A 14,546-nucleotide genomic window follows, 5' to 3' on the forward strand; every position below is an offset into this window, starting at 1 on the left:
ACTCAAATCCGCGTAATCGCCTCCGCCGCGATCATCCGCGCTTCGGGATCAAGCCCGACCTGATGCAGAGCAGCGACGATATGATAGAGATGGGCGGGTGGCAGGCGATTCCACTCTGCCGTCTGCATGCCCACTGCGGCGAGCAGCGCGACGGTGGCCTTTTCCCCTCTCGCCGCCGCCTGATGGATCGCCCTGGCCCACCGGCTGTTCACCGCCAGGGTGAGTCCATTTTCCTGCGCCAATGACGCGCTTGTCTGCGAATTGATACGAGCGAGACCCGCCAGCGCGGCTATAAGCATCTGCCCCTTCTGCGCACCGGCCTGTTCGGCAAAGGAGGAAATCCGGCCTTCGCTGATTTCGACGACGGCACTGGGCGCGCCCACTGCGAGCAATGCCCACAGATCGCCAGCGCCTTCCCCTTCTGCCTGACGCGCCACCCCACTCCAGCGGGCCGCGCTGCGATCATATCCTGCCGTCAGCATGGCAGCGATCAGATTGGCGGCGTCTTGCGCATCGACATCCGCGACCGGCAAAGCGGCGGCGGCTTTGGCCGTGGCGATCAGGCCGACATAATCCGGCCTGCCATTGTCCCCCCATAACGTCCGCATGGCCTGCAGCCGCTCTTCGGGCGAGCCACCACGATAGGCGGTGCGCAGCGCGTCGATCCGGTCGGCAATTTCGGGCGACGCATCGCCGTCAGCGCCAAGCTGGCTGTAAAATCCCACCAAAGCCTGGCTCGAAAACACGCCAAGCCGCGCTGCCGTCTCGCTGCCCGGCAGGCGACGAACGGCGCTGAGCGCAGGCGCGCGCGCTTCCCACGCGCGGACGTGGCGCCCGGCGGTGGCATATAGCGGTTCGGGAATTTCCACGTTGAGCGCGGTTGCAAGGCCAAAGCGCCATGCCGTCAGCCCATCGACTCCATCCCATTCGATCTTCACCGATCGCCGCGCGTCAAACCCGGTGCCCACGACCTTTTCCGCGAGCCGGTAATCTATTCCACGCACCACGCCCCGCCGTTGGGCCTGATTGAGCGCAGCGCTCGCCGACCCCTGATCGCCCGACAATGCCGGGCAGATCGCCCGCGTCATGTCCCACCCCGGCTCCTTGCTGTACCGCAGCGCGCCAGCCGATAGAGGGCACAGGCCAGCCGGGTCCGCCGTGGCCAGATAAGTCTGCATCGCCACCGCATAGAGGCGTGGCGTGAACTTGTCCGAATCGACGCTCTGCACCAGCAGCCGCGCGCTATCAGCCTCACCCATGCGCAGCAGCAACCAGGCCCGCTCCGCAACCCAATCGGCGCCGTCGATATCACGAGGCGTGTCGGTTGCGGACAGCAGCGCGCGCCGTAGCAGGATAGAGGCCCAACGCGACGCGATCGGCGCCCGCATTTCCTTCATCAGCGTGGCGAGGAACCGTCCGGACTGCGCGCCAAAAGCGTCGGGCGTCAGGCCACGCCGTTCGGGCGTCAGCGGCCCAATCCGGTCCAGCGACCGATGCGCGCCTTCCGGAAGGTCATATTTCTGCTTTTGCGCCGCCAGATCTTCTTCTGACAGCGCTTCCTCTGGACCATTTCCCGCTGCATTGTCGGCAGGAGCCATAGCGCTACCGGACGGCAAGGGCTGAATCATCGGAACGGGAGCAGCCGGACTTGCCGGTCGCGGCGTTTGCGATCCGGCGGTGGGCGGCGTCTCGGGCGCCTCTCCAAAGCCGGGGGGCAGGAGCGATTCAGGCGACTCCTGCGCAATCACCGGCAGCGTGAGAGCGAGCGCAAGCGTTCCAAGCGCCCATTTCGCATTCAACCGGCCTTGACGCATGCCTTTATTTGCCCAGCTTTTCGGCGGGAATGGCCTTTTCCACTCGCTGCTGCGGCCGTTCTCCGCCGCGCGACCAAAGCAGCGCGACCAGACCGATCACCAGGACGATCAGGACGATGGGAATGATGGGCAAGCGCGTGCCGCGACGACGCGAACCGCTCTCGAAGGTGCTGAAGGAACGATTGCTTCTCATGAATCCTTGTGCGGCCGAGCCGTGAAGTTGAGGAAAGTTGCGATTTGCCTCTGCGACGGGGGGATGTATAGCCCCCTCCGCAATGCAGCGAAACAGCAAATCCGTGCCTCCGCAGTCAAAGCGCGGTTCCATCGTCCTCATCGGGATGATGGGCGTCGGCAAATCGACGGTGGGGCGTCGGTTGGCGGCACGGCTTGGCCTTGCCTTCGTGGATGCGGACGAAGAGATCGAAAAGGCCGCTGGCATGACGATTTCGGAAATGTTCGAACGCTATGGCGAAGGATATTTTCGCGATGGCGAACGCCGGGTGATCGCCCGGCTGCTGGACGACGAGCCAAAGGTGATCGCAACCGGCGGCGGCGCGTTCATGCAGGAAGAGACACGCGCGCTTATCCTCGATCAGGGGACTGCGATATGGCTCGACGCCGACATCGACACTTTGGTCGATCGAGTGTCGCGGCGGGAAGGGCGCCCTCTCTTGAAGGGCAAAGACCCTCGCGTCGTGCTGACCGAACTGGCGGCGGTGCGCAATCCTGTCTACGCGCTCGCACCCATTCATGTGAAGAGCATCGCCGCCCCGCACGAAGTGGCGGTCGAGCGCATCCTGGAGAAACTGGCCGCATGGCAATAGTTCGCGTCGCGCTGGATGCGCGCAGTTACGATATCGTGATCGAACAAGGCGCGCTGGACCGGGCGGCCAATCATCTTGCGCCCTACACCCGCAGCGGCAGGCTGATCGTCGTGACCGACGCCAATGTCGCCAAGGCACAGCTGCCCCGGCTCGAAACCAGCCTGCGCGGCGCCGGTATCGCCGTCGAACCCATCATCCTGCCCGCAGGCGAGCAGACGAAAAGCTGGCGACACCTTGAGCAATTGCTCGACCAATTGCTGGCCCTGGAAGTGGAACGCGGCGATCATGTCGTGGCGCTTGGCGGCGGAGTGATCGGTGATCTCGTCGGGTTCGCAGCGTCTATCCTTAAGCGCGGCTGCCACTTCATCCAGGTGCCAACGACGCTGCTCGCCCAGGTGGATAGCTCCGTAGGCGGCAAGACCGCGATCAACGCGAGCGCGGGCAAGAACCTGATCGGCAGCTTCTATCAGCCCAGCCTTGTCCTTATCGACCCATCGACGCTCGACAGCCTGCCCGCGCGCGAAACCCGCGCGGGCTATGCCGAGGTCGTGAAATATGGCCTGATAGACGACCCGGATTTCTTCGCATGGTGTGAAGCCGAAGGGCAGAAACTACTCGCGGGCGACCGCGACGCACGCGAGTTCGCGATCGAACGAAGTGTTCGAGCGAAAGCCGCCATCGTCGCGGATGACGAAAGGGAAACATCCGGTCGCCGCGCGCTGCTGAACCTTGGCCATACTTTCGGGCATGCGCTGGAGGCGGATACGGGCTTTTCCGATCTGCTGCTGCATGGCGAAGGCGTGGCGGCGGGCATGGCGCTCGCCTTCCGCTATTCCGCGCGGCGGGGCCTGTGTCCGGTGGAGGATGCGGATCGGGTGACGGCACATCTGAAGTCCGTTGGCCTGCCGCATGATCTTGCAAGTGCTCATGTGAAAGCCGACGGCGCCGCTTTGGTTGCTCATATGCTGCACGACAAGAAAATGGCGGCAGGCACCCTCCCCTTCCTGCTGGCGCGGGGGATTGGAAAGACGTTCCTGTCAAAGGATGTGGCGCTGGATGATGTCGCAACCTTCCTTGATGAGGATCGTGCGGACGTTTGAGGTCCAGGCGGAGTGCGATGCTGCTCCCCTCCCGCAAGCGGGAGGGGCCGGGGGTGGGCCAGTGCAACGTGGCCCATTTCAAAAGGCCAGCTTAGAAACTCGCTCCACTCACACCCTCCCCCAACCCTTCAAACGAGTCACACGCCTCGTTTGAACGCCTCCGGGAGGGGGCCGTCTTGGAACACCGCCGCATATAACAAAAAAGGGCGCCCATCAGGCGCCCTCTTCATTCGTTCCAAGAAGGAACCGATTACTTCTTCAGCGTCAGGCCGCCAAAGCGCTTGTTGAAGCGCGCCACCTGGCCGCCGGTGTCCAGCTGGCGGTTGCCGCCCGTCCAGGCCGGGTGAGACTTGGGGTCGATGTCGAGCGCCAGCGTGTCGCCTTCCTTGCCCCAGGTCGAACGGGTCTGGAAGGTGGTGCCGTCGGTCATCTGGACGGTGATCAGGTGGTAATCGGGGTGGGTATTGGCCTTCATGAGTCTGCTCCGTCAATGGGCCGGTTTCCGACCGGCCATGGATGCGAATTCTTGCGAAGGCGCGCGGTTACATGGGATCACGCGCGAACGCAACCCCTCCCAGCCTTCAGTCCTCCGGCGGATCGGCGATCATCGCGACGAAGTTCGCCTCAGCGCACAGCTTGCCATCCACCGTTGCCTTGCCCACGAACTTGCAGACGCGGCCACGAATCTGAAGCAATTCGACGTGAAGGTCCAGCAAGCAACCCGGTTCCACCGGATTGCGGAACTTCGCCCCGTCGATGCTCATGAAATAAACGAGCTTGCCCGATCCTCGCAGATCGAGCGTTTCGACCGTCAGCACGCCCGCCGCCTGCGCCATCGCCTCGACGATCAACACACCCGGCATGATTGGCCGACCAGGAAAATGCCCCTGGAAGAACGATTCGTTGATCGACACGGCTTTGACCGCGTGAATCCTCTCTCGCACCACGAGAGAGGCCACGCGGTCGACGAGCAGCATCGGATAGCGGTGCGGCAGCGCCGCCATGATGCCACGAATATCGATGGCACCCACGGCGGCGGTGGCCGCTTCAACTTCCCCCGTCATCGCTGCGATCAGCGCGAGGTCGGCTGCTGCGACGGGTTGGCGGGAGCCGCGGCGGCAGGCGTCGGCGCCTGACCACGAGCGCCGCCGGGTTGCCAACCAGCGGGCGGCACGATGCCGACGCTCGGCACCAGTGCGTTGAGTTCGGTCACGACCTGTTGCGTTATGTCGACGGTCGGCTGGTAGGACACGGTGGCGTCGGGTGCCAGGATCAGGTCGACCTTTGCCTTCGTCATCGCCGACTTGAGCGCGTCCGACAGCTTTGCCGAAATCTGCTCTTCGACATAGGCGTTGGCGAGCGCGATCGGCTGGCCCAGGCGCTGCAACTCGGCCTGACCATTCTGACCGGCCTTCTGATAGGCTTCATACTGGGTCTGGATCGCAGGCGTGGGCTTGTTGCCCGCAGCCTTCATCGCCGCTTCAAGCGCCGTGCCCTTGGCCTTCAGATCAGCGTCGATCGCGTTCTTACGCGCGGTGAAGCTGTCGATCTGCGCCTTGTAGGTCGTCTGAATCTGTGAGCGAGCCGTGGTGTAGGCCGAGCTGGTCGCTACCGCACGCTGCAGGTCTGCAACAGCGATCCCCAACTTCGACTGGGCTGCGGCAGGCACGCTGGTCAGTGCGATGGCAGTCATGGGCGCAAGAGCAAGCGCCGCGGCCTTGAGCATCTTATTCATTAGAATTGAGTCCCTACGTTAAAGCTGATGAGCTGAGTGTCGTCCCCTGGTTCCTTGAGCAGGGCCTTGGCGATATCAATGCGGAACGGCCCGAACGGCGAATTCCAGTTGACGCCAAAGCCCACGGAGACACGCGGCTTGAGCGTGTCGCCTAGATAAACTTCTTCAAATCCGGTGCCGTCGAGATAAGCGGCGGTATAACCTGATGGCGCGACATTGGCGCAATCACCAAGGTTGTTCTGATTAGTACGGACCGGCGGTAACGCAGGATTGTTTGAGCCTGTCACGGGCGTAAGTGAACAGAACCCACCAAACCTAGTCTCTTGAGGATCCCGCAATCCGGCAACCGCGCCAGCATCCACAAAGATCGACGGGCGCAGGCCCATTTCGCGAGCGCCGGAGCCCAGCGGAATTTCCACCTCAGCGCGGGCGAGATAGTAAATCTTGCCGCCCAGCGCGTCATCGCGGACATTGTTATCGCTCGTACTCCGCGAGAATCCGGTAGGGCTGTCAGGGTCAGTCACCAGAGAGTACCGCTTGATCCGGGGGCCGATACCGCGAATGTCAAACCCGCGGATTTGCGGGTTGCCAAGGAAGAATCGGTCGGTCAGACGAACCTTGTCGACGAGCGCCCCGGAAGCATCCCGACGTTCACCTTCCAGCGAATGTATATAGCCACCTTCAGCTGACAGCGAGAAGATGAAACCGCCGCCCAATGGCCAGAACTTCGATCCGTTGAAGCGCGTGCGGACATATTTGACGCTACCGCCAAGGCCCGCGAAATCCTGGCTCAGCACGATATTATGCCCGCGCGTAGGACGGATGCGGTTGTCGCGATTGTCGTAGATCAGCGAGTAGCCCAGGGAGGACGTCGTCCGCTTGCCTATCGCGTCGCAGAGATACCGCCCTGCCAGAAAAGGGTCGCATTCCCTGTCGCCGTCGCCGTCAACGTCGGAATAATATGTATCCTCGTCCAGGCTCACATCGTCCAGGTTGAGGCTGTAGCGCAGCGCGAGCGACATATATTCGGTGATCGGCACGCCCGCGCGAATCTGGAACCCGGTCGTGGTCTGCTGGTACGTCGTGTCGCGATCGTTGCCGCTGCCAGTAAAGCGGAAGCTATTCAGATCGCGACGGTAAATATCGCCACCCAGCGCGATATTCTTGTCCATGAAATAGGGTTCGGTGAAGCCCACTTCGACCGACTTGGAATAGCTCGAATAATTGACGCTGGTGCGCAGTTCCTGCCCCTTGCCGCGGAAGTTGCGCTGCGTGATCGATGCCGAGACGATGAAGCGCTCAAGCGAGGAGAAGCCCGCCGACAGCGACAGTTCACCCGTCGATTTTTCCTGAACATTGGTTTCCAGAACGATGCGATCGGGCGCGGAGCCGGGTTTCTGCTCAATGTCGAGCTTCTCCTGGAAGAAACCGAGCGAGTTGATGCGGTCCTTCGAACGCTTGACGAGGAAGCTGTTGAACGCGTCGCCCTCCGCCAGGCGAAATTCGCGGCGGACCACCTTGTCCTGGGTCAGCGTATTACCATTAATGTCCACCCGCTCGACGTAAACGCGCGGCGCGTTAGCGATGCGGAAATTAATCCCCATCGTCAGGCTGTCCTTGTCGCGATTGAAGTCCGGCTGAACGTCGGCAAAGGCATAGCCAAACAGGCCCGCCGTCTCGCTCAGCGTGTCGACGGTGTCCTCAACCTGCTTAGCGTTGTACCAATCGCCCTTCTTCATCGGCAGCGTCTTGGTCAGCGACGCACCCGACAGGTCGCGGATGTCGGATTCGACCTTCACGTCGCCGAATTTGTAGCGCTTTCCTTCCTCAACCACATAAGTGATGATGAAGTCCTGCTTGTCGGGCGTCAGTTCCGCGACCGCCGAAATCACACGAAAATCGGCATAGCCTTCGGTCAGGTAGAATTGGCGCAGCTTCTGCTGGTCGTAGGCCAGACGATCTGGATCATAGCTGGTGCCGGAGGAGAAGACGCGGAACCAGCGCGACTGCTTCGTCACCATCTGGCTGCGCAGTTCGCCGTCGCTGAACTTGTCATTGCCGATGACGTTGATCTGGCGGACCTTCGACTTGGGGCCTTCCGAGATTTCAAAGACGATATCGACACGGTTCTGGTCGAGTTGCACCATCTTGGGCTCGACCGTGGCCGCGAAGCGGCCCTGGCGGCGATAGAGTTCGATGATGCGGGCAACGTCGGCGCGAACCTTCGACCGGGTGTAGATCTGGCGCGGTGCGAGCTTGATCTCTGGACGGATCTTGTCTTCCTTCAGCCGCTTGTTGCCTTCCAGCACGATGCGGTTGATGACCGGATTTTCCTTCACCTCGACGGTCAGCGCGCCATTGTCGTTACGGATCTGGACGTCCGCGAACAGCTCGGTTTCATACAGGTCGCGCAGCGCCTGATCGAGCGATTCCTGGGTGAAGGGCTGGCCGATACGCAGCTTGGTGTAGGACAGCACTGTGTCGGGCTCGAGCCGCTGCTGGCCCACGACGCTGATGCTGCGGATGGTGCCCATAGCCGACGCCACGGCGGGGACAGGTGCAGGCGCGGCAGGCTGTGGTGCTTCCTGCGCCAGCACGGGAACCGCAGACAGGCCGCCGATCATCGTCGTTGCCAGAAGGGCCGCGACAACCGGGCGCTGTCTCTTGCTGCTCATCATCGCTGTCACCCGCTCCACCCTTTTACAAAAAAGCATATGTTCGTTCACGCCGGGAAACACGGCGCTAAATCGCGCCTCCCTGCCCGATACGGCTTAGCCGATCAAGCCGGACAGGCGTTCCCAGAGCCCGAAAGAAGATAAATCGTTGAAAGTCACCAGCATCATCATGGCCAGGAGTACCGCCAGACCCGAACGATACGCCCAATCCTGCACACGCGGACTGACGGGCCTGCGCTGTATCGCCTCCACCCCGTAAAACAGCAGATGTCCGCCATCCAGCATCGGAATTGGCAACAGGTTGATGAACCCCAAGTTAATCGAGATGAGGGCCATGAAGAATACGAAGCTCTCAACCCCCAAAGTCGCGGCCTGACCCGAAACCTCCGCGATCTTGAGTGGTCCGCCCAGTTCCTTATACGACCGGCCACCGCCCAATATCTGCCCCAGCGTCTCGACCATCGTACGGATGATCTGCCCCGTCTGCTTGAGAGCGACCGCAGGCGCGCGCCAAAGCTCCACCGGCTCTATCACCGGCTGTCCCGGAGCGATGCCCAGCCGCCCGACCTTGAAACTGTTACCGAAGCCGTCACGCTCCTGAACGGCGCCGACGCTGCCCCGCTTCTCGACCGTCTTGCCCGCCCGCTCGAGCAGGATCGTCACCGGTTGACCGGGACGGATTTGCGCATAGAGGCGAAGGTCATCAAAGGTCGCCATTTCCCGCCCATTGAGCGACAGGATACGATCTCCGGGCTGGATACCCGCCGCCGCCGCTGCGCTGGCTGGCTGCACCTTCCCCACGACCGCCGGGGTTCGGCTCTCGCCATAAGCAAAGGCGAATGTGGACAGGATCAGGATGGCAAACAGGAAATTGATGAATGGGCCTGCCGCGACGATTGCCGCTCTTTGCCACAGCGGCTTGGCCGGAAAGCTTTCGGCGCGCTCGCTCGCGGGAAGCTGCAACCATGCGGGATCTGCCTGGCTGGCGGCGTTCATGTCACCCTTGAAGCGGACATATCCACCCAGCGGCAAAGCGCCGATGCGCCAGCGCGTACCACGCCGGTCTACCCACGCCGCGATCTCCGGGCCAAAGCCGATCGAAAAGGCTTCCGCCTTCACGCCACACCAGCGGCCCACCAGATAATGGCCGAGTTCATGCACGAAAACGAGCGGCCCGATGACCGCTACAAAGGCGAGGACCGTCAACAGGAACCCGGGATTTTGGATCAAGCCGTCAATCTTTCCATCACTTGGCCCGCCATGCGTCGCGCCTGTGCATCTGCTTCCAGCACATCGTCGATCCCGCTTGGCACTGGCGCGCTATAGCGGTTCAGAACGTCCTCCACAATCATGGCGATATCAAGGAAGCCGATGGCCTCATTCAGGAACGCCGCCACCGCCACTTCATTGGCGGCATTCAGGATCGCAGGCGCCAGCCCTCCCTGTTCCGCCGCCTGTCGCGCCAGACGAAGCGCGGGGAAGCGGACATCGTCGGGAGCCTCAAAATCAAGCCGCCCCGCCTGGGCAAGGTTCAGCGGCTGACAAGGCGTTTCCATCCGATTGGGCCAGGCCAGCGCGCTGGCGATGGGAATACGCATATCCGGTGATCCCAGCTGCGCCAGGGTCGACCGATCCCGATATTCGACCATCGAATGGATGATCGATTGGGAATGAACCAAAATCTCGATGCGCCCCAGCCCCACGGGGAACAGATGCGCCGCCTCGATCAATTCCAGGCCCTTGTTCATCATCGTGGCGCTATCAACGCTGATCTTCGCGCCCATGGACCAATTGGGATGCGCCACGGCCTGCGCTGGCGTTATGTGACGCATCTCTTCCCGGCTGCGCGTGCGGAATGGGCCGCCACTCGCCGTCAGAATGATCCTTGCCACGTCATCCAAACGACTTCCAGCAAGGCACTGAAAAATAGCATTATGCTCACTATCGACCGGCAGCAGCATAGCACCCGAATGCTCCGCCGCGTCCATCATCAGCGCACCCGCCGATACAAGCGATTCCTTGTTGGCAAGGGCAACCGTGCCACCCGCCTTAAGCGCCGCCATGGTAGGGCGCAGGCCCGCACAACCGACGATCGCGGCCATGGTCCAGTCCGCCCCCGCCTCTGCCGCCTCGACCAGAGCAGCTTCGCCCGCTGCGACCCTGATCCCAGACCCCTGCAACGCCGCCTTTAGTGCATCGTAACGCGCGGCGTCACCTATCACAGCCATTTGGGCGTTGCACCGGCGCGCCACCGTAGCCAGCCCGTCAACGTCGCTATGCGCGGTCAGTGCCACCACTTCAAACGCATCGCGATCACGCTCGATCAGATCGAGTGTCGACATGCCGACCGACCCTGTCGCACCAAAGATGGAAACCTTGCGCGTCATGGGAACACCAACAAAAGATAGAGGGCAGCAGCGAGCGGCGCCGCCGCGACGACCCCGTCCAAACGGTCCATCACGCCACCATGGCCCGGCAGCAGGGTCCCGCTGTCCTTGACACCGGCACGGCGCTTCATCGCGCTTTCAAGCAGGTCGCCCAGTTGCGCCGCCACCGCCAGTAGCCCGCTCGCAGCGGCAAGCTGGATCGGCAACCCTGCGAAACGATGCAGGACGAAACCCAGGATCAACGCCGCCAACACGCCGCCGCCCAGTCCCGCCCAAGTCTTGGAAGGACTGACCCTTGGCGCCAGCTTTGGGCCGCCGATCGAACGCCCCGCGAAATAAGCGCCAATGTCGGTCGCCCACACCAGCGACAATGTCCAGAAGGCAAGCAGAAGCCCACCCGGCTGCTGCTGACGCAGAAAGATAAGCGCTATAACCGGCTCGAAAACGTAGAATATCCCCAGCGACAGCCGAGCCGATCGCGTGACCAGGACTACAAAGAAGAAAGCGGCCACCGCAAGCGTGAAGGCTGTCCAAGACAGGCCCGCCGCCAGCGGGCAAAGCAGCGCCAGCGGCACGGACACCGCAAACATTGAAAGCCGCCGATGCTCAGGCGAAGCGCCCGTAAGGTCCGCCCACTCCCCCTGCATCAGCACGCCAGCGACGACGAGCAGCAACCAGAAGAAGAAGCCCCCGAAGTAAAGGGCGGCGGAGGCTAGGGCTATAAGCAGCAGCCCAACGACCGCGCGGGTGCGAAGCTCACTGGACATCGGTCAAAGCCCGCCGAAGCGGCGGTCCCTCAAACGGAACGCGTCAAGCGCCTCGGCAAGCGCCCTCGCATCGAAATCGGGCCAGAGCATATCGGTAAAATATAGCTCGGCATACGCCGCCTGCCACAGCATGAAATTGCTCAGCCGCTGCTCTCCCGACGTCCGGATCAGCAGGTCGAGCGGCGGCAGGTCAGCCGTGTCCAGCCCGGCTTCAACATCTTCCAACCGAACGGCTTCGGGATCGATTTCGCCAGCCCGCACCCGTTGCGCGATAGTCTGGACCGCTCGCACCAATTCATCCTGCGCGCCATAATTAAGCGCGATCGCGATGATAGGTCCATTGTTGGACGCGGTTCGCGCCACTGCACGCTCGATCAGGTCAACGAGAGACGGATCAAGCGCCTGATAGTTGCCGATCACCCGCAACCGCACGCCATTAGCGTGAAATTCGTCGAGGTCCGACTCGATGAAGCGCCGCAGCAGCCCCATAAGGTCCGCCACTTCATTTGCCGGCCGCTTCCAATTCTCCGAGGAGAAGGCGTAGAGCGTCAAACATTCCAGCCCAAGGTCTCGCGCGGCCCGAGCAACCCTGCGGACAGCTTCGACGCCAGCCCGATGCCCTGCGATACGCGGCAGGAACCGCTTCTTCGCCCAGCGGCCATTACCATCCATGATGATGGCGACATGGCGCGCGCCATGACCGGACGCGCCGTCATGAGCGAAGTCGGATTTGGCTTGGCTGGCCATCAGGGTTGCGCGCGAGCGATGAACACGGAGGGAGCGTCCCGGCTTACTGGCCGAGAATTTCCTTCTCCTTGGACGCTGTGACCGCGTCGATATCCGCGATGGTGCTGTCCGTCAGCTTCTGCACCTCAGTCTCCAGCCGCTTGCGTTCGTCCTCGCTGATTTCGCCCTTCTTTTCATCCGCCTTCAGATGGTCCATGCCATCGCGGCGAACGTTGCGGACGGCGACGCGGGCGCCCTCGGCATATTTGCTGGCGAGCTTGGCCAGTTCCTTGCGACGTTCCTCGGTCAGGTCGGGGATCGGCAGGCGCAGCGTCTGGCCGTCCATGATCGGATTGAGGCCAAGGCCCGCCGAGCGGATCGCCTTGTCACAGGGACCGACATTGCTCTTGTCCCACACCTGCACCGACAGCATGCGCGGTTCGGGAGCGGAGACGGTGGCTACCTGGTTGAGCGGCATATGCGCGCCATACACTTCGACCGTGACCGGATCGAGCAACTGGATATTGGCCCGGCCGGTACGCAGACCCGCCAGATCACCTTTCAGCGATTCGACGGCGCCGTGCATGCGGCGTTCGAGGTCGGCCTTGTCATATTGAGCCATGGTCTTTCAGCGCTCCTGATTTTGCACGATCGTTGCAACTCCGTCCCCGGCCAGCACCTTTGTCAGATTGCCGGTTTCGCGGATGTTGAATACGACGATGGGGATATTGTTTTCGCGGCAGAGAGCAATGGCGCTCGCGTCCATGACCTTCAGATTATCGTTCAGCACCTTGTCGAAGCTGATCTCATCATAACGCGCAGCGTCGGCTACCTTCTTGGGGTCGGCATTATAAATGCCGTCGACGCTGGTGCCCTTGAACAGCGCGTCGCAGTTCATCTCGGCCGCGCGCAGTGCCGCGGTCGTATCGGTGGTGAAGAAAGGACTGCCGGTGCCCGCCGCGAAGATGACGATCCGGCCCTTTTCCATGTGCCGCACCGCTTTGCGCCGGATATAGGGCTCGCACACGGTCGCCATCGGGATCGCCGACTGCACGCGCGTGTCATAGCCGATCTTTTCCAGCGCATTCTGCACCGCCAGCGCGTTCATGACGGTGGCGAGCATGCCCATATAGTCCGCGCTCGTACGGTCGAAGCCCTTAGCTGCGCCCGCCAGGCCACGAAAGATATTGCCGCCGCCGACAACGACGCAGATTTCGAAGCCCGCATCCTTCGCCGCAGCGATTTCGGATGCGACACGGTTCACGGTTTCCGGCTCGATGCCGAATTGCCCCTGTCCCATCAGCACTTCGCCCGAGAGTTTCAGCAAGATGCGCTTGAACGGCGGACGAGTCATGCGGGGTAAAATTCCATCAATTGGAGCAGACAAAGGAATGGCGCGCACCTTAGGCAGCGCGCGCCATTCTGTGAAGTCCTTAGCGTGCTTGGGCAGCTTGTCGAGAAGCGTTGCTCCCCGCATGCCGCCCTAAGCGAACATTCTGTCGGATCAGGCCCGGATCAAACGCCCGCGGCCGCAGCGACTTCAGCGGCGAAGTCGCTCGTTTCCTTCTCGATGCCTTCGCCGAGCTGGAAGCGGACATAGTTCTTCAGCGTGATCGACTTGCCAGCGCCCTTCGCCGCCGCCGCGATGACCTCCTGTACCGGAGTTTTGCCATCCATCACAAAGGCTTGCGTCAGAAGAGCGTTTTCCTTGCGGAACTTTTCGACCGGTCCATTGATGATCTTGGCAGCGATCTCTTCGGACTTTCCAGCAATCTTGTCGGCGTTCTTTTCACGCGCGATCGCAGCTTCGCGCTCGATGATTGCAGGATCAATGTCATCGGCCGACAGCGCCAGCGGGAAAGCGGCAGCGATGTGCATCGCGATCTGCTTGCCCAGCGGCTCCAGAACGTCGGCAGGCGCGTCGCCTTCCAGCGCGACCAGCACGCCGATCTTGCCGAGGCCCGGCGCAGCGGCGTTGTGAACGTAGGGAACAACAACGCCCTGGCTCACTTCAAGCTGACCGATGCGGCGCAGAGTCTGGTTCTCACCGATGGTGGCGATGTTGGACACCAGCTTTTCGGAAATCGTGCCACCCGCCGGGTGAGCCTGCGACGACAGCGCATCTGCATCGGTCGCGCCGCTGGCCAGGGCAACCTGTGCCACGGTGCGGACGAAGTCCTGGAACTGGTCGTTCTTCGCTACGAAGTCGGTTTCGCTGTTCACTTCAACGGCAACGCCCTTGGTGCCAGCGACGGCAACGCCGACCAGACCTTCAGCAGCGGTGCGGCTCGACTTCTTCTGCGCGGCGGCAAGGCCCTTGGCGCGCAGCCAGTCAACGGCGGCTTCCATGTCGCCATTGGCTTCAGCGAGCGCCTTTTTGCAGTCCATCATGCCCGCGCCCGAACGGTCGCGCAGTTCCTTGACGGCAGCAGCGGTAATCTCGGCCATGTTTCGGCTCCTAAATTTCGATGGGGTTCAAATAAACGGGGTTCGAATAAGCACTAGGGCGCGTTCCGGT

15 protein-coding genes are annotated in these 14,546 nt (G+C 62.1%); 2 read left to right on the forward strand and 13 right to left on the reverse strand.

Annotated elements, in window-relative coordinates; translation table 11 throughout:
- Positions 1–2: 2 nt before the first annotated feature.
- Together ACZ5U1_RS06355 and ACZ5U1_RS06360 are read right to left on the reverse strand one after the other, a co-directional pair.
- Positions 3–1,814, reverse strand: a complete 1,812-nt coding sequence (locus tag ACZ5U1_RS06355; protein WP_464779850.1) for a hypothetical protein — start codon at positions 1,812–1,814, stop codon at positions 3–5.
- 4 nt (positions 1,815–1,818) lie between these two features.
- Positions 1,819–2,007, reverse strand: a complete 189-nt coding sequence (locus tag ACZ5U1_RS06360; RefSeq protein WP_196224058.1) for a hypothetical protein — start codon at positions 2,005–2,007, stop codon at positions 1,819–1,821.
- Positions 2,008–2,089: 82 nt separating this feature from the next.
- On the opposite strand from ACZ5U1_RS06360, the gene ACZ5U1_RS06365 reads away from it, so the two are divergent.
- A complete protein-coding gene (locus tag ACZ5U1_RS06365) occupies positions 2,090–2,638 on the forward strand; it encodes a shikimate kinase (RefSeq protein ID WP_464779851.1) in 549 nt (182 codons plus the stop codon).
- Positions 2,629–3,738, forward strand: a complete 1,110-nt coding sequence (aroB, locus tag ACZ5U1_RS06370; RefSeq protein WP_464779852.1) for a 3-dehydroquinate synthase — start codon at positions 2,629–2,631, stop codon at positions 3,736–3,738. Before ACZ5U1_RS06365 ends, aroB begins: the two co-directional genes overlap by 10 nt.
- Positions 3,739–3,988: 250 nt before the next feature.
- On the opposite strand, the gene rpmE is transcribed toward aroB, so the two are convergent.
- From rpmE to tsf, 11 genes are all read right to left on the reverse strand, one after another.
- On the reverse strand, positions 3,989–4,213 hold the full coding sequence (rpmE, locus tag ACZ5U1_RS06375) for a 50S ribosomal protein L31 (RefSeq protein WP_066861944.1): 225 nt from the start codon (positions 4,211–4,213) through the stop codon (positions 3,989–3,991).
- A gap of 106 nt (positions 4,214–4,319) precedes the next feature.
- On the reverse strand, positions 4,320–4,802 hold the full coding sequence (gene fabZ, locus ACZ5U1_RS06380) for a 3-hydroxyacyl-ACP dehydratase FabZ (RefSeq protein WP_464779853.1): 483 nt from the start codon (positions 4,800–4,802) through the stop codon (positions 4,320–4,322).
- An 8-nt stretch (positions 4,803–4,810) separates the two neighbouring features.
- Positions 4,811–5,473, reverse strand: a complete 663-nt coding sequence (locus ACZ5U1_RS06385) for an OmpH/Skp family outer membrane protein (RefSeq protein ID WP_464779854.1) — start codon at positions 5,471–5,473, stop codon at positions 4,811–4,813.
- A complete protein-coding gene (bamA, locus tag ACZ5U1_RS06390; protein WP_464779855.1) occupies positions 5,473–8,151 on the reverse strand; it encodes an outer membrane protein assembly factor BamA in 2,679 nt (892 codons plus the stop codon). Before bamA ends, ACZ5U1_RS06385 begins: the two co-directional genes overlap by 1 nt.
- A 93-nt stretch (positions 8,152–8,244) precedes the next feature.
- The gene (gene rseP / locus ACZ5U1_RS06395) at positions 8,245–9,378 is read right to left on the reverse strand and encodes an RIP metalloprotease RseP (RefSeq protein ID WP_464779856.1); all 1,134 of its coding nucleotides are present in this window, start codon (positions 9,376–9,378) and stop codon (positions 8,245–8,247) included.
- Entirely contained in the window at positions 9,375–10,535 is a 1,161-nt protein-coding gene (locus ACZ5U1_RS06400; RefSeq protein ID WP_464779857.1) for a 1-deoxy-D-xylulose-5-phosphate reductoisomerase, read from the reverse strand. The genes rseP and ACZ5U1_RS06400 overlap by 4 nt, the downstream gene beginning before the upstream one ends.
- Positions 10,532–11,302: a phosphatidate cytidylyltransferase gene (locus tag ACZ5U1_RS06405; protein WP_464779858.1), complete on the reverse strand. Its 771-nt coding sequence runs from the start codon at positions 11,300–11,302 to the stop codon at positions 10,532–10,534. Before ACZ5U1_RS06405 ends, ACZ5U1_RS06400 begins: the two co-directional genes overlap by 4 nt.
- Before the next feature lie 3 nt (positions 11,303–11,305).
- Positions 11,306–12,049: an isoprenyl transferase gene (locus ACZ5U1_RS06410; RefSeq protein ID WP_464779859.1), complete on the reverse strand. Its 744-nt coding sequence runs from the start codon at positions 12,047–12,049 to the stop codon at positions 11,306–11,308.
- A 43-nt stretch (positions 12,050–12,092) separates the two neighbouring features.
- Complete coding sequence (gene frr, locus ACZ5U1_RS06415) at positions 12,093–12,650, reverse strand: ribosome recycling factor (protein ID WP_460987776.1); 558 nt, start codon at positions 12,648–12,650, stop codon at positions 12,093–12,095.
- Between the two features lie 6 nt (positions 12,651–12,656).
- The gene (gene pyrH, locus ACZ5U1_RS06420; RefSeq protein WP_196224070.1) at positions 12,657–13,382 is read right to left on the reverse strand and encodes a UMP kinase; all 726 of its coding nucleotides are present in this window, start codon (positions 13,380–13,382) and stop codon (positions 12,657–12,659) included.
- Positions 13,383–13,543: 161 nt separating this feature from the next.
- A complete protein-coding gene (gene tsf / locus ACZ5U1_RS06425; protein WP_464779860.1) occupies positions 13,544–14,476 on the reverse strand; it encodes a translation elongation factor Ts in 933 nt (310 codons plus the stop codon).
- Positions 14,477–14,546 lie beyond the last annotated feature (70 nt).

The organism is Sphingobium sp. TomTYG72 (genome assembly GCF_055394715.1).